This is a genomic window from Archangium lipolyticum, from assembly GCF_024623785.1.
GTDB classification, from domain to species: Bacteria; Myxococcota; Myxococcia; order Myxococcales; family Myxococcaceae; genus Archangium; species Archangium lipolyticum.
Genome location: NZ_JANKBZ010000002.1, coordinates 212,645 through 226,796 on the forward strand (window position 1 = coordinate 212,645; position 14,152 = coordinate 226,796).

Consider the following 14,152-nt stretch of genomic DNA (forward strand, 5'->3'; position numbering starts at 1 on the left):
AACCAAAGGAGGGCGGGCGCGCAGGCCATCGCCCATGCCCTGGAACAATCCCTCTAATCCGCTAGGTTCCCCCGCCTCCATGCTTCGCATCGGTCCCTACACGCTGCCCAACCCCTTCATCCTCGCCCCCATGGCCGGGGTGAGCGAGCGGCCCTTCCGCGTCATCGCCTTCCGCATGGGGGCCGCGCTCTGCCCCACCGAGCTGGTGAGCTCCCAGGGCCTCATGCGCACCAACCAGCGCACCCTCAAGTACCTGCGCTTCGATCCCGAGGTGGAGCGGCCCTACTGCCTCCAGATTTTCGGTGGGGACCCGGAGTCCATGGCGCGCGCCGCCGTCATCGGCAAGCAGTACGGGGCGCAGATGATCGACATCAACATGGGCTGCCCGGTGAAGAAGGTGACCAAGAACGGCGCCGGCAGCGCCCTGCTGTGCGAGCCGGACCGGGGCGCGGCCCTCGTGCGGGAGATCCACGCGGCCACCGGTCTGCCCGTCACCTGTAAAATCCGCTCGGGCTGGGACGAGCACACCCGCAACTACCTCCAGGTGGCCGGGAAGCTCTTCGAGGCCGGCTGCGCCGCGCTCGCCATCCACCCGCGCACCCGCGCCCAGGGCTACTCGGGCAAGGCGGACTGGAGCGTCATCGCCGACCTCAAGCGTCACTTCCCGGACAGGCCCATCATCGGCAACGGCGACGTGAAGACGCCCGCCGACGCGCGCCGGATGCTGGAGACCACCGGGTGCGACTTCGTGATGATCGGCCGCGGCGCGCTGGGCAACCCGTGGATCTTCCGCGAGCTGCACGGGGGTCCGCCCCCCACTCCAGAGGAGCGCTGCGAGCTGGTGCTCGAGCACCTCGCCGCGCACATGGAGTTCGTGGGCGATGCGCTCGGCGCGGTGCGCTCCTTCCGCAAGCACCTGGCCTGGTACGCCCACGGCCTGCGCGGGGCCGCCACCTTCCGCTCCGAGGTCAACCTGCTCGACTCCCCCGAGGCGGTGCGCGACTCGGTGCGGCGCTTCTTCGTCTCCGCCGGGTTCGACCCGAATGCCCCGGAGGAGGAGCAGGATGTCGACTACCGCGCGGCGCTCGGCTGAGCCACGGCGGGTGGGGGTGGGGCCTCGGGGCCGGAGAGCACGGCCTCGGGTGGGACGAGCCGCCGGGTGGTGGCGATCTCCTTGAAGTAGCGGCAGGCCGGAGTGGGGCGGCGCTCCAGGGTCTCGAAGTCGACGTGGTAGAGGCCGAAGCGCGGCCCCCAGCCCTCCAGCCACTCGAAGTTGTCCAGGAGGCTCCAATAGAGGTAGCCGCGCACGTCCAGGCCCCGGGCCCGCGCGGCGAGCACCTGTTGCAGGTGGGTGTGGACGTAGGCGGGCCTCCGCTGCCCGTCGCGGTCGTCGACGCCGTTCTCCGTCACCCAGATGGGCAGCCCGTAGCGCCCGAGCTCGCCGAGAATCTGGCCGAAGCCCTCGGGCCACAGCTCCCAGCCGATGTCGGTGAGGCCCCGGCCCCGCGTGTCCCGGTACTTGAAGTCGATGAAGGGGGGGCGCGGGATGAAGCGCAGGTGGGCGCGGGTGTAATAGTTCATCCCGATGAACTCGCACGAGTCGCGCGCGCCGGGGACGTCCACCCGGGTGGAGCCGATGCCAGGCATGTTCACCCGGAGCCGGCCGGACACCAGGGCCTCGTGGAAGGCGTGGTTGTAGGCCTGGGCACCCAGACGTGCGAGCGCCCGGTCCAGCGGGTGCCACCACCGGTCTGGCGCGAAGGCCAGCATGTTCTGCGAGATGCCCAGCTCCACCCGGCCGAGCACCGCGAGCAGCTCCTCGCGCGCGGCCACGTGGGCACGCACCAGGTTCTCCATGGCGGCCATCGTCTTCGGTCCGTCCGCGATTCCGGGGGGAATGAGGCCCTGGAGGTAGCCGCCCAGCAGCAGCACCATGGGCTCGTTCAGGGAGATGACGAGTGCATCCAACCCCTTGAGAAGAGGGGCGCAGGCACGCACGTAGGCGCGGAAGGCCTCCACGCTCCCGGGCCGGTGCCAGGGCGTGTCGCGGTGGAACCAGGTGGGGTGGGTGAAGTGGTGCAGCGTCACCACGGGGCGCAGGCCGCGCGCCTTCATCCGCAGCAGCCGCTCGCGGTAGGCCTCGAGCACCGCGCCGTCCACGCGCCCTCGCTCCGGCTCGATGCGCGCCCACTCGAGCGACATGCGGAAGGCGGTGGCCCCCACGTCCAGCGCCAGGCCGTAGTCCTCCTCGTAGCGGTTCCAGTGGTCCACCGCCCGGGCGCAGCGCATGTGCGGGTCCTTCAGCTTCCCCGCGCGCTCCCACTCGGCCCAGTCGTTCTCGATGCCACCCTCCACCTGGTACGCGGCCGTGGCCACCCCGAAGGTGAAGTCCGGCGGGAAGGTCGTCTCGTGAGCACTCATCGCGGGCGCGCAAGGTAGGCGCTGAGGTGGCGCGCGCAAAGCGCTCCGTGCGTGTGCCGGGCGGGTGTCGAGTGCGCGCGAGCCGACAATCGCGCCCGCATCCGAACGGTGGAAACGCGGCGGAGGCCGGAAAATCGGCCTCCGCGCATGGTGGTCAGGTGGCTGCTGAGGTGCGAGTGGGGTGCGTTTTCGCGGTGCCGAACGCGCGCGATGCCGAAAAATCGGCGCGCCACGCGTTGCACTACATCACCATGCGTTGACACACTGGCACGGCATCTCTACCATTCATGACAAGCACTCCTCATGCGAGTGCAGGCCCCACTCGGATGGAGTGGTGGTGGAGTCGAACCAACGGAGGCTTTAGATGGCCGCGAAGAAGAAGACCGCGAAGAAGGCCGCGACGAAGAAGACCGCTGCGAAGAAGACCACCCGCAAGGCCGCTGCTCCTCGGACGGCGAAGAAGGCCACGGCGAAGAAGGCCGCTGGCAAGAAGACCGCCGCCAAGAAGACCAGCCGTCGCAAGAGCGCGGCGAAGACCTCCGAGGCCGCCCCCACCGAGGGCTAGACGTAAGCCTGGAACTTCGAGCAGTTTGAACGGCTCGGCGGACTTCCGCCGGGCCGTTTTCTTTTTTTCGTCCAGGAGGACAGCGTGTCTCTGCGTCCCTCGGAGTTGGAGCAGGTGGTGGCGGAGGTGGGCTCGCGGCTGGCGGGCGCGGTGGTGCAGAAGGCCTGGTGCCCGTTGCCGCGCCTCGCCTACCTGGAGATGCGGGTGCCCGGGAGATCCTTCCTCCTGTGCCTGTGCGCGGAGGGGGAACTCGCCCGGCTCTCGGTGGCCGAGGAGCGCTTCCCCACGCCCGGAGAGCCGGCGCCCTTCCAGCGCTGGCTGCGGCAGGAACTGGTGGGCCTGAAGCTGGCCGGCGCCTCGTGGGCGGAGGCGGAGCGCGTGGTGGCTCTGGACTTCCAGAGCGAGGACACCCGGCGGCGGCTGGTGCTGGAGCTGGGCGCGCCGGGGGGGCTCCTGCTGCTGACGGAGAACGGCCGGGTGCTGATGCTCTCCGGCGAGGGGCTGGCGCAGCGGCGATCGCTGCACCCGGGGGCGCAGTGGGCGCCGCCGGAGCCGCTACCCGCCGAAGCGCTCCTCCGGGCGAAGGCCGCTCCCTCGCGCCTCTCGCCCCTTCCCAGCGACTTCGCTCCCTACGCGGAGGCCGCCGAGCGCGTCCTGGGACCGAAGGACAAGACGAGCCGCGCGGAGGCCATCCGCCGGAGGCTGGCGCTGCCGTACCGGGCACGCCTCAAGCGCTCGGGGCGCACGCTGGAGAAGGTGCGCGCGGAGGCGGCGCGGGGCCCGGAGGCCGAGAAGCACCGGCAGCTGGGCGAGCTGCTCACCCAGAACCTCTACCGCCTGAAGCGGGGCGCCACCGAGGTGACGCTCACCGCGTACACCGAGTCGGGCATGGAGGAGGTTCAGGTGAAGCTGGACCCGAAGCGGACGCCGAAGGAGGAGGCGGACTGGCACTTCCACCAGTACCGGCGCCTGCTGAGGGGTGTGGAGCACGCGAGGCAGCGCGAGGCGGAGCTGGCGCGGGAGGTGGGGCACGCGGAGGCGGCGCTGAAGCAGCTCGAGGCGTTGGACGAGGCCTCGCTGCTGGCGCAGGCGGAGGTGCTGCACCTGGCGGCCGGAGAGGAGGGCCCGCCGGAGGCCCGGCCCTTCAAGGAGTACGTGGGGCATGGGGGCCACCGCATCTGGGTGGGGAAGGGGGGCGAGGACAACGACACGCTCACCTTCAAGGTGGCGAGGCCCTACCACCTGTGGCTGCACGCGCGGGGGCTGCCGGGCAGCCATGTGGTGGTTCCCCTGGAGAAGGGCGCGGAGGTGGCGCAGGAGGTGCTATTGGACGCGGCGCACCTGGCGCTGCACCACTCGGGAGCCAAGGGCGAGCCGCGCGGCGAGGTGAGCTGGGTGCCGGTGAAGTTCGTGAAGAAGGTGAAGGGTGGGGCGCACGGCCAGGTGCTCTACACCCGGGAGAAGACGCTGGTGGTGCGCGTGGAGCCGGAGCGGTTGGAGCGGCTGTTGAAGACGCGTGGGGGCGAGGCGCCGCCCGGCACATGAGTGGACCGTCCCCCCAGGGCCCGGTGTGTGCCCGCTGTCCGGTGGTGCTGGGCACCTCGTGCTGCGAGGTGAAGGAGGGCGAGCACCTGGCCACCCTCACCCGGGCGGACGCGGAGCGCATCGCCGAGCACACGGGGCTCGCGCCCCGGCGCTTCCTGGCCGAGGAGTACCTCACCGAGGGAGAAGCGGCGGACTACGAGGCGCGCCGTCCTCTATACCGTGGTTACTTCCGCCGGAGCCCGGTGCGGCTGACGCTGGCCACACGCGCGGGGGCGTGCGTCTTCCACGAGAAGGGCCGGGGGTGTGGCCTGCCCGCGGACGTGCGGCCGGTGGCCTGCCGGCTCTACCCCTTCGAGCGCTGGCCCGACGGGAACTGGAGCGTGCAGATGGGACGTTACGGTGACCTGGCCGAGGCCCGGGCGGGCGGAGGGGCGTGTCTCGCGGTGGAGGAGTCCGAGGGGATGGAGGAGGTGCTGGTGGCCTTCGGGACGAACCGGGAGACGGTGGAGCGGCTCGGGGATCAGCTGGCGGAGGAGGCGAGGGCTCACGGTCGGGGTTGACGGGCAGACGGTGGGCAGGCGAGCGGGTTCCGCCGGCCTTGAGTCCCCCGGGCTGGCGGGTACGATGCCCCCCGCGTGCCGTCCCTTCCGTCACATCAGCTCTACCTGTTCCCTCGCGCGCCCACTCGCGAGGGTGCTGCCTCCCTGCCCGTGCGCAGCCGGGTGCCGGAGTCCTCCAACCGCCTGTCCACCGCCCTCCGTGAGGAGGAGGTACCGGTCGCGGAGAACTTCCACCAGGATGCCGCCGCGCGGGACATGCACTCCCACGTCTCGGTGGCGACCCGGGAGGAGCTGTGGGCCCGCGCCGAGGCGCTCGCCTTCCGGCTGTCGGCGGAGCTCCGGCTGCCGGTTCGTCTGGCGGTGACGGACAACCGCTCCACCATGGTGTCCTTCCGGCGCAGCGCCAACGTGCTGCAGCTGCGGTTGCACCACATGTTCCTCGACGCGCCGGAGCCGGTGGTGCGCGCGGTGGCGGACTACGCGGGGCGGGGGAACCGCCTGGCGGGCGGAGTGCTGGACGACTACATCCGGGGCCAGCAGCCGCGCATCCGCCAGGAGCGCCACGCGGCGGAGGCGGACCTCGAGCCCCGGGGCCGCTGCTTCGACCTGCAGGTCCTCTTCGATCAGATCAACCGCATCTACTTTCAGGGGGGCATCCAGGCGCGCATCGGCTGGGGCCGCATGCCTCCCCGGCGGCGGCGCAAGTCCATTCGTTTGGGGGTCTACGATCACCAGACGAGGGAGATCCGCATCCACCCCGGGTTGGACAGGCCGGAAGTTCCTTCCTACTTCGTGGAGTTCATCATCTTTCACGAGATGCTCCACCAGCTCTTCCCCAGCTCGAATGGCAACGGCCGCCGTGTGCACCACCCGAGGGCATTCCGAGACCGGGAGAAGGCCTTTCCGCTCTACGCTGCCGCACTGCGTTGGGAGCGCGAGAACCTGAACCTGTTGCTGCGAGGCTGAGTTCGGCCCGCTGCCCGCTGCTTTACCAATTTACCGATCGACGGCCTCGTGCGGACGTTGCTTGACCCTGCGCGTGCCTCGACCCAATTCTCCTTTGCCCATGCGACGCGCGAAGATTGTTTGCACCCTTGGTCCGGCCAGTCAGAGCCAGGAAATGCTGGAGGCCCTGATCGAAGCCGGGATGGATGTGGCCCGGCTCAACTTCTCTCACGGCAGCCACGAGCAGCACGCCGAGAACATCGCCAAACTGCGAGCGGCCTCGCTGAAGGTCCGCAAGGCGGTGGGTATCCTGGGAGACCTCCAGGGCCCGAAGATCCGCACCGGCCGCTTCATCACCGGCAGCACGGATCTGAAGGAAGGTGGCGAGTTCCACATCACCACGGACGAGAGCGTGAAGGGCACGGATGAGATCGTGTCCACCACGTACCCGCACCTGGCGGCGGACGTGAACCCGGGGGACCGGATCCTCCTGGATGACGGCCTGCTGGAGCTGCGGGTCCTGGAGACGGACAAGAAGCAGCTGATCCGCACGAAGGTCATCCACGGCGGCATCCTGAAGAACAACAAGGGCATCAACCTGCCGGGAGTGGCGGTGCGCGCGGACGCGCTGACGCCGAAGGACCGGGAGGACCTGGTGTTCGGCATCAAGGCGGGGGTGGACTTCATCGCCCTGTCCTTCGTGCGCCAGCCGGCGGACCTGGACATGGCGCGCGCGGCGATGGCGGAGGTGGGCCGGACGGTGCCCATCATCGCGAAGCTGGAGAAGCCGGAGGCGATTGCCCGGCTGGACGCCATCCTGGACAAGACGGACGGCGTGATGGTGGCGCGCGGCGACCTGGGCGTGGAGATTCCGCCCGAGGAGGTGCCGTCGGTGCAGAAGGACATCGTGCGCCGGTGCAACATGAGGGGCCTGCCGGTCATCGTGGCGACGCAGATGCTCAACTCGATGATCGACAACCCGCGGCCCACGCGAGCGGAGGCCAGCGACGTGGCCAACGCGGTGTTCGACGGGGCGGACGCGGTGATGCTGTCGGGCGAGACGGCGAGCGGCAAGTTCCCCATCGAGTCGGTGCAGATGATGGAGCGCATCGTGCTGGCGGCCGAGTCCACGGCGAGGGCGCAGGGTCTGCTGGCGCCGCAGCAGTCGCCGGTGGGTTTGCCGACACACTTCCCGGACGTGATCGCCGCGAGCGCGTGCTACGCGGCGAAGCAGGCGGGGGCATCACTGATTGCCGCGTTCACGCTGTCGGGCGTGACGGCGCGGCTGTTGGCGCACTACCGGCCGCCGGTGCCGATCGTGGCGTTCAGCCCGAACCAGGAGGTGCGCCGCCGGCTGGCGCTGCTGTGGGGCGTGGTGCCGCGGGTGCTGGAGCCCATCCAGGAGACGGAGGCGATGGTGCACCGCGTGGAAGAGGAGCTGGTGTCGAGGGGCCTGGCGCGCAAGGGTGACCGTGTGGTCATCGTGTACGGAGCGCCGGTGGGACAGCCGGGCAAGATCAACAGCCTGCGGCTGCACATCATCGGCGGCTGAGGAACAGGAGGAAAACCCTCACCCCGACCCTCTCCCAGAGGGAGAGGGCCAGACCTGGTTCCTGACTGTGTAGGTCCCCTCTCCCTCTGGGAGAGGGCTAGGGTGAGGGTCTACCGCGCTCCTACCCGCGGAAGTCCGGCAGGGCGCGCTTGGGAATCTCGGCCTCGACGAAGATGCGGTACAGCTCGACATCGAGCTGGCCGCTCAGCGCCTCGCGCTTGAGGATGTCGAGCGCGAGCTGATGCGGCACGGCCTTCTTGTAGGGCCGATCGCTGGCGGTGAGCGCGTCGTAGATATCCGCGATGGACATCATCCGGGACTGCACGGGGATGGTGGGCTCGGGGATGGCGCGGGGGTATCCAGTGCCGTCGAGCTTCTCGTGGTGGGCGTAGGCGATCTCCGGGACACGACGGAGGGTGCGCGTCCACGGAATCTGGGAGAGGAAGCGGTAGGTGTGCTCGACGTGGCTCTCGATCTCCCGGCGCTCCTCCTCGGAGAGGGTGCCCTTGGCGATGGAGAGGGATTGAATCTCCCGGTCGAGCAGCAGGGGGCGCTCCTGGTCGAAGGAGTCCTGGAAGCGCAGATGCCGCAGCTCGTGGAGCCGTTCGAAGTTCCCCTGGGCGAGCACGGTGGGGCGGTTGCAGGTGAGGACGAACTCCAGCACCTCGTCGAGCTGCTTGAGCTCCCGGGCGAGCCGCTCGTCCTCCTCGGCGTCGATCTCCGCCAGGTGGTGGGTGCCGCGCAGCTTCGCGGCGGCGAGGCGGCGGCGGTAGCTCTGGAGCTGCAGGTCCTTGCGAGCCAGCTGGAAGCGGGCGCGGAGTCCCTCCATCTCATGGGGGTAGAGCTTCTCGGCCTTGACGAGCACGGGCTCGCGGACGCCCACCTTGCCGAAGTCGTGCAGGAGCGAGGCGTAGCGCAGCTCCTGCATCTCGGTGGCGCTGAAGCGGGTGTGGGCGTACAGGCCGGTGTGCACGTGCTCGAGGGCGCGGGCCATGGCCACGGTGAGGTCGGCCACGCGGCCGGAGTGACCGGCGGTGGAGGGATCTCTCGACTCGATGGCCACCACGGAGGCGGAGACGAAGCCCTCGAAGAGCTTGTTGATCTCCTCGTGGAGGAGGGCGTTCTCGATGGCGCCGGCGGCCTGGGCGCCCAGGGCGAGGAGCAGCTCCTCGTCCTCGGAGTCGAAGGGGTTTCCGCTCAGCTTGTTGAGGGCCTGGATGACGCCGGTGACATCGCCGTTGGCGTCGCGCATGGGGACGCACAGGACGCTCTGGGTGCGGTAGCCGCTGAGGGTGTCGAAGGTGCGGTTGAAGCGCTCGTCGGCGTAGGCGTCCGGGAGGTTGATGACCTCACCGGTCTGGGCGACCTGTCCGGCGATGCCGCTGCCCACGGGGAGACGGATCTCACTCTTGGAGCCCTGGGCCACCTTGCTCCACAGCTCGTTGCGCTCGCGGTCGAGGACGAAGAGGGAGCAGCGGTCCGCCTCCACCACCTTGCTGGCCTCGTAGAGGATGAGGGGCAGCAGCAGGTCCAGGTCGCGCTCGGCGCTCATGGCCTTGGTGACGTCCAGGATGGACGTGAGCTTCTTGAGGCGCCGGTTGAGGTCTGGAGGTTCGGACAGCTGGGTCTGTGGAAGCACCGGGAGTGGCTCCGTCGATGTACGGCGCACGGCTGGGAGGCATCTTCTTAGCACGGGAGGTGGAGGCGCCGCCCCCAGGGGGGTCCACGGAGACCGCGTCCATGGACAGGACGACAGTCGGGAAGCCCGCCTTGCGCTCAATCAGGCGGTACCACCCCCGGGCGGAAGTGGGTATGAAGCGGCCCCATGAATCGCCGCGTGCTCGTCTCTCCGTCGCTGCTGTCCTCTGATTTCGGCCGGTTGTCCGAGGAGGTGCGGGCCGTGGAGGCCGCTGGGGCGGATTGGATCCACGTGGACGTGATGGACGGGCGTTTCGTGCCCAACATCACGCTGGGTCCGGTGGTGGTGCAGGCGATCAGACGCTCGGCTACCCGGCCGCTGGACGTGCACCTGATGATCGTCGAGCCCGAGAAGTACGTGGACGCGTTCGCGGAGGCGGGGGCGGACATCCTCACGGTGCACGTGGAGGCGTGTACGCACCTGCACCGGGTGCTGCAGCAGATCCGCCACGCGGGGGCGAAGCCGGCGGTGGTGCTCAACCCGGCCACGCCGCTGTCGGCGGTGGAGGAGGTGTTGGACGAGGTGGAGATGGTGCTGCTGATGAGCGTGAACCCCGGCTTCGGGGGTCAGGTCTTCATCGAGCGGACGGTGGACAGGGTGCGCCGGCTGCGCGCCATGATGGATGCGCGGGGGCTGTCCACGGACATCCAGGTGGACGGGGGCATCAACGCCGAGACGGCCCGGCGGGTGGTGGAAGCCGGGGCCACGGTGCTGGTGGCGGGCTCGTACGTGTTCGGCTCGAAGGACTACGCGGCGGCCATCCGCTCGCTGCGCCCCTGACACACCGTCAGGCGTCGAGGAGTTCCTTCACCCCGGCCATGCGAGCCACCCGGGTCATGAAGGTGTGGTCGAAGGGCTTCACCTCGTAGGCATCGGCGCCGAGCTCGAAGCAGACGTGGCGGGTGAACTGGTCCTCCACGCCACTGAGGATGATGACCTTGCAGTCGCGCGTCTCGGGGTCCTGCTTGAGGCGGGCGAGCAGGTCGCGTCCATCCTGGCTCTGGTGGATGTCGAGGATGATGACGGCTGGCCGGTGCTTCCGAGCCAGCTCGAGGACCTTCTGGGACGTGGTGTCCGCCACCGAGGCGAGGCCGGAACGGCGGGCCTCCCGGGTGAGCGCGGACACGACGAGCGGCTCATCATCGGAGATGAGGACGACCGGAGAGAGCATGGGACCCCGGGGGTGGCTGAGCTGGGTGTTCGATGGGAGTCCAAGCAAGCAGTGTTCCTGATGGGTACCTCTCGGAAAATGCATGGGTTACAGGCATGTAACCCGGGTTTTCCAGGCCTCCTGGGTCATGGAGGACCCGGGGGAGGAGGCCGAGGAATGAAAAGATGATCCAGGGACGTTGACTAGGCCGGACGGCTCTTGTACATGACCGCCCACTTCGACGGCCCGAGAGCAGTTCCGGCGAAGGGACATATCGGGGAGTGGCTCAGCCTGGTAGAGCACTTGGTTCGGGACCAAGGGGTCGCAGGTTCAAATCCTGTCTCCCCGACCATCAGAAGGGCGCGGAATCCTTGGAGAAATCCTCGGGTCCGCGCCCTTCGTCTTTCCGGGGCCAGGAGGCCAGCGGCAAACGAGCAGTGCGCTGCACGGTGGCCAGCGGGACTCCTGCCTCGAGCAGCAGGGTGGCCGTGGTGTGCCGCAGGTCGTGGAAGCGCAGCGGGCGAGGGAGCGCCCGTGGCCACGGCTTCATGCCGCGGCGGGGGCAGGGCTCGGGCACCCCGTGACGCTTCCTCGCCCTGTAGCCGCAGCCCTTGCGCCGACAGACGGGGTTGTAGCCCTCCACCAGCGCATCCCGGTGTAGACGGCCGTGGCGAACCCATGGCTCATGCTGCACCTCCCATGAGGGACAACTCGCGAGGTCGTGCCTCCATTCAGGCAATGGCCGACACGAGACATTGAACCGATGCCTGCCAGTGTGTTCGCGACTCGACCGCTACAATCGACCTGCCTGGTCGAGGCTCACGGAAACGCCGTTGCACAGAAGGGACGCGACACATGGAGACGATAGCGTTGATCCTCACCCTCTTGGTGCCAGCCGTGGTGTTGGCGCAAACGCCGACGACGGGCTATGCGCCCGTAAACGGCCTGAAGATGTATTACGAAATTCACGGCAAGGGTGACCCTATCGTCCTGCTGCACGGTTCATTCATGACCATCACGAACAACTGGACGGGCATGATGCCGCAGCTTGCAAAAAGCCGGCGAGTCATCGCCGTCGAGATGCAAGGGCATGGTCGCACCGCCGATATCAATCGCGATTTCAGTTATGAGAATCTCGCCGACGACGTAGCGGCCCTGCTCGACTACCTGAAAATCGAACGAGCGGACGTGCTGGGGTACAGCATGGGTGGTGGCGTCGCCATGCAGGTTGCGATCCGCCATCCGGAAAAAGTCAGGAAAGTGGTCAGCGTCTCGGCTGTCTTCCGCCACGATGGCTGGGTGAAAGAAGCCCTCGATGCGTTCCCCAAGATGGAAGCCGGAATGTTCAAGGGTTCGCCGCTCGAGACCGAGTACAAGAAGTTGAGTCCCACACCGGACAAATTCGGCACGTTCGTAAAGCGCGTCATTCAGATGGATATCAAGCCATACGACTTCGGCGCCGGGAAACTCAAAGCCACGAAAGCGCCGATGCTCTTCATCCACGGCGATGCCGATGGCGTGCGGCTCGACCACATCTCGGAAATGTTCCGTTTGAAAGGCGACGAGATTTTTGGCGACATGCGGCCGCGCTCGGATTCGAGGCTCGCGATCCTGCCCAACACGACACACGTCACGTTGATGGAAAAAGCGGATGTCATTGTCCCCATGGTCAACGATTTCTTGAACGCCCAGCCGCAAAAGAAATAAGCCAGAGGCCCACCCAGGCGGCAGGCAGCAGGGGCGTGGGCTTGCAGGTGACTGTGGGTGCTTGACGCTGATGACGGTGAAGGCCGCGGCCTCTGGCATGGAGCGGGTTCGGGCACCGCTATGACATGCGTGACCCCAGGGGAGGCGCAGGCGCGTGCCAACCCTGGCACGTTCCCCTCCGCCCTCGAGCGCCTTCCCGGAGCGCCTCGCGCGCAACTCCCTGGAATCAGGGCGCATTCCCCCTGCTAGGGCTCCTGGCACCTCGCTTGCCCTGGGGTGTTCCCGTCCGCAGCGGCGAGTGCCGATGCGTGGCAACCCGTACACCCCATGCTGTCTCCAGAGGAATCATGAAGAACCTCGACGCTACTGCTTTGTCCAACGATGTCTCGAACACTCTCCAGCCCGTCCGCCACACGGGTGCTTCCCGTGCTCCCCTGGGAATGCTCCTGCTGGGCGTCGCGCTCTCGACGGGCTGCGGAGAGCCCGGTACCGCGCTCCAGGCCCGGCCCGCGGACGCAAAGGGGCAGGGGCTCACCTCGCTCGCGGCCACCTGCCAGGAGATTCGAACCGCCGACCCCACGGCCATCGATGGCGAGTACACCCTCTACGTCGGGGGCGATGCGAAGAAGCCCTGGACGGCGTGGTGCCACGACATGGCCGGCACACCCCGGGAGTACCTCTCGCTCCCGAGCGGGACCAATTACTCGCAATACACCGCGGGCGGCTACGCCACGGGCACGAGCGTGCGCACGGATTACGCGAAGGTGCGCATCGATCCCGTCACCCTGCGGGTCTCCGTCGCCGATCAGACCTTCGCCCAGTCCACCGGCTCGTTGGATCACGGCGGAACGCTCGTCACCTCCATGCCCTACGGCGTGGCCATGTCCTGCGATAGCACGGCCTCGGGCATGGCCAGCATCGACCTGAGCGGCACGCCCTTCGCGGTCGCCCCCAATGACTTCTCGCTCGGCGGCAACAGCCCGGCCGGCACCACCACCTCCAGCGCCGACGGGCGCGTGGTGAGCCTGACGGGCGGCGGCTACTGCGGTTGGAACAGCTGGGCTCCCGCCTACAACCCCTTCAACCAGACGGGGGGAGACCCGCTCCACCTCGAGTACCGCGACGCTCCCGTCTGCAAGGGCCAGACGGCCCCGGGCGCCCACTGGCAGCAGTACACCTACGATAGCCTCTCCCTCGACGTGGACACGTCGAGCTGCGGTTTCTCCGAGACCCCGCTGTACTTCGCGTCCATCGGTGGCACCGGCTACCACTGGCAGACCACCGGTGCGACCTCCATCATCTCGCCGACGGCCACGGGCTTCCGCGTCATCGTCCGCTCCCCGAGCAGCGTGACGCCCGCGTTCGCGAGCCAGTTCGGCTGGCACCTCAACTGGGAGGCCATGCCGAACAGCGTCCGGCAGCCTTCGCTCTGCACCGGGCAGACGGCGCCGGGGGCCACGAGCTGGCAGCAGTACGGCTCGGATGGCCTCTACCTCGACGTGGACACGACGGCCTGTGGCTACTCCGCCGCGCCCCTGTACTTCACGTCCCTGGGCGGGTTGGACAATCACTGGAAGACCACGGGCGCGACCTCCATCTACCTGCCCACGGCGACCGGCTTCCGCGTCTACGTCTGGTACAGGGGCAACTCCCTCACCCCCGCGCTCGCGAACCAGCTCGGCTGGTACCTCAACTGGAGGGCCCAGCCGGACGGCCTCCGGCAGTCCTGGAACTGCACCGGGCGGACCACGCAGGGGTCCACCAACTGGCAGCAGTACTTGTCGGACACTCTCTACGTCGACGTGAGCACCTCGGGCTGCGCGGCCACGGGGGAGCCGGTCACCTCCATCGGAGGCACGAGCGAGCAATGGGGGCTGATGGGTGCGACCTCCATCTACTCGCCGACGCCGACGGGCTTCCGCATCTACGTCCGCTACCCGGGCAGCAACCTCACGCCCTCCCTGGCGAACGAGCGCGGCTGGCACCTCAACTGGAACCGGCGGTAGCG

At 68.5% G+C, this 14,152-nt stretch carries 13 protein-coding genes and 1 tRNA gene; 10 read left to right on the plus strand and 4 right to left on the minus strand.

What is annotated here, in order from left to right:
* Positions 1-79: 79 nt before the first annotated feature.
* Positions 80-1,093: a tRNA dihydrouridine synthase DusB gene (gene dusB / locus NR810_RS04525; protein WP_257448279.1), complete on the plus strand. Its 1,014-nt coding sequence runs from the start codon at positions 80-82 to the stop codon at positions 1,091-1,093.
* Here the strand turns inward: dusB and NR810_RS04530 are convergent.
* Positions 1,072-2,421, minus strand: a complete 1,350-nt coding sequence (locus NR810_RS04530) for a glycoside hydrolase family 1 protein (protein WP_257448281.1) — start codon at positions 2,419-2,421, stop codon at positions 1,072-1,074. The two genes, dusB and NR810_RS04530, sit on opposite strands and share 22 nt — an antisense overlap.
* A gap of 364 nt (positions 2,422-2,785) precedes the next feature.
* Here NR810_RS04530 and NR810_RS04535 point away from each other — a divergent pair, with 364 nt between their 5' ends.
* The 5 genes from NR810_RS04535 to pyk all read left to right on the plus strand — a co-directional run bounded on the left by NR810_RS04535 (position 2,786) and on the right by pyk (position 7,588).
* A complete protein-coding gene (locus NR810_RS04535) occupies positions 2,786-2,986 on the plus strand; it encodes a hypothetical protein (RefSeq protein ID WP_257448283.1) in 201 nt (66 codons plus the stop codon).
* 84 nt (positions 2,987-3,070) lie between these two features.
* Positions 3,071-4,531 carry an NFACT RNA binding domain-containing protein gene (locus NR810_RS04540; protein WP_257448285.1) on the plus strand — a complete coding sequence of 487 codons (1,461 nt, stop codon included), beginning with the start codon at positions 3,071-3,073 and terminating at the stop codon, positions 4,529-4,531.
* Entirely contained in the window at positions 4,528-5,091 is a 564-nt protein-coding gene (locus tag NR810_RS04545) for a YkgJ family cysteine cluster protein (RefSeq protein WP_257448287.1), read from the plus strand. The genes NR810_RS04540 and NR810_RS04545 overlap by 4 nt, the downstream gene beginning before the upstream one ends.
* Positions 5,092-5,166: 75 nt before the next feature.
* Positions 5,167-6,057 carry a hypothetical protein gene (locus NR810_RS04550; protein ID WP_257448289.1) on the plus strand — a complete coding sequence of 297 codons (891 nt, stop codon included), beginning with the start codon at positions 5,167-5,169 and terminating at the stop codon, positions 6,055-6,057.
* A 100-nt stretch (positions 6,058-6,157) separates the two neighbouring features.
* Positions 6,158-7,588, plus strand: coding sequence for a pyruvate kinase (gene pyk / locus NR810_RS04555; protein WP_257448291.1), 1,431 nt, complete (start codon positions 6,158-6,160; stop codon positions 7,586-7,588).
* A 121-nt stretch (positions 7,589-7,709) separates the two neighbouring features.
* Here the strand turns inward: pyk and NR810_RS04560 are convergent, their stop codons facing one another.
* Positions 7,710-9,227 (minus strand): HD domain-containing phosphohydrolase, encoded by a 1,518-nt coding sequence (locus NR810_RS04560; protein ID WP_257448293.1) that lies wholly within the window; start codon positions 9,225-9,227, stop codon positions 7,710-7,712.
* 186 nt (positions 9,228-9,413) lie between these two features.
* Here NR810_RS04560 and rpe point away from each other — a divergent pair, with 186 nt between their 5' ends.
* Complete coding sequence (gene rpe, locus NR810_RS04565) at positions 9,414-10,067, plus strand: ribulose-phosphate 3-epimerase (protein ID WP_257448295.1); 654 nt, start codon at positions 9,414-9,416, stop codon at positions 10,065-10,067.
* A 7-nt stretch (positions 10,068-10,074) separates the two neighbouring features.
* On the opposite strand, the gene NR810_RS04570 is transcribed toward rpe, so the two are convergent.
* Positions 10,075-10,458, minus strand: a complete 384-nt coding sequence (locus NR810_RS04570) for a response regulator (RefSeq protein ID WP_257449295.1) — start codon at positions 10,456-10,458, stop codon at positions 10,075-10,077.
* 254 nt (positions 10,459-10,712) lie between these two features.
* On the opposite strand from NR810_RS04570, the gene NR810_RS04575 reads away from it, so the two are divergent.
* Positions 10,713-10,789: transfer RNA gene (locus NR810_RS04575), tRNA-Pro, on the plus strand.
* Here NR810_RS04575 and NR810_RS04580 read toward each other — a convergent pair.
* Positions 10,790-11,080 carry a site-specific integrase gene (locus NR810_RS04580; RefSeq protein ID WP_257448297.1) on the minus strand — a complete coding sequence of 97 codons (291 nt, stop codon included), beginning with the start codon at positions 11,078-11,080 and terminating at the stop codon, positions 10,790-10,792.
* 212 nt (positions 11,081-11,292) lie between these two features.
* Here NR810_RS04580 and NR810_RS04585 point away from each other — a divergent pair, with 212 nt between their 5' ends.
* On the plus strand, positions 11,293-12,144 hold the full coding sequence (locus tag NR810_RS04585) for an alpha/beta fold hydrolase (protein WP_257448299.1): 852 nt from the start codon (positions 11,293-11,295) through the stop codon (positions 12,142-12,144).
* Positions 12,145-12,491: 347 nt separating this feature from the next.
* A complete protein-coding gene (locus tag NR810_RS04590) occupies positions 12,492-14,150 on the plus strand; it encodes a GON domain-containing protein (protein WP_257448301.1) in 1,659 nt (552 codons plus the stop codon).
* Positions 14,151-14,152: the final 2 nt, after the last annotated feature.

Excerpts from the sequence above, each read along its gene's own strand:
- pyk (WP_257448291.1), top strand. The coding sequence starts at position 6,158 with ATGCGACGCGCGAAGATTGTTTGCACCCTTGGTCCGGCCAGTCAGAGC.
- NR810_RS04535 (WP_257448283.1), top strand. The coding sequence starts at position 2,786 with ATGGCCGCGAAGAAGAAGACCGCGAAGAAGGCCGCGACGAAGAAGACC.
- dusB (WP_257448279.1), top strand. The coding sequence starts at position 80 with ATGCTTCGCATCGGTCCCTACACGCTGCCCAACCCCTTCATCCTCGCC.
- NR810_RS04585 (WP_257448299.1), top strand. The coding sequence starts at position 11,293 with ATGGAGACGATAGCGTTGATCCTCACCCTCTTGGTGCCAGCCGTGGTG.
- NR810_RS04590 (WP_257448301.1), top strand. The coding sequence starts at position 12,492 with ATGAAGAACCTCGACGCTACTGCTTTGTCCAACGATGTCTCGAACACT.
- NR810_RS04530 (WP_257448281.1), bottom strand. The coding sequence starts at position 2,421 with ATGAGTGCTCACGAGACGACCTTCCCGCCGGACTTCACCTTCGGGGTG.
- NR810_RS04570 (WP_257449295.1), bottom strand. The coding sequence starts at position 10,458 with ATGCTCTCTCCGGTCGTCCTCATCTCCGATGATGAGCCGCTCGTCGTG.
- rpe (WP_257448295.1), top strand. The coding sequence starts at position 9,414 with ATGAATCGCCGCGTGCTCGTCTCTCCGTCGCTGCTGTCCTCTGATTTC.
- NR810_RS04545 (WP_257448287.1), top strand. The coding sequence starts at position 4,528 with ATGAGTGGACCGTCCCCCCAGGGCCCGGTGTGTGCCCGCTGTCCGGTG.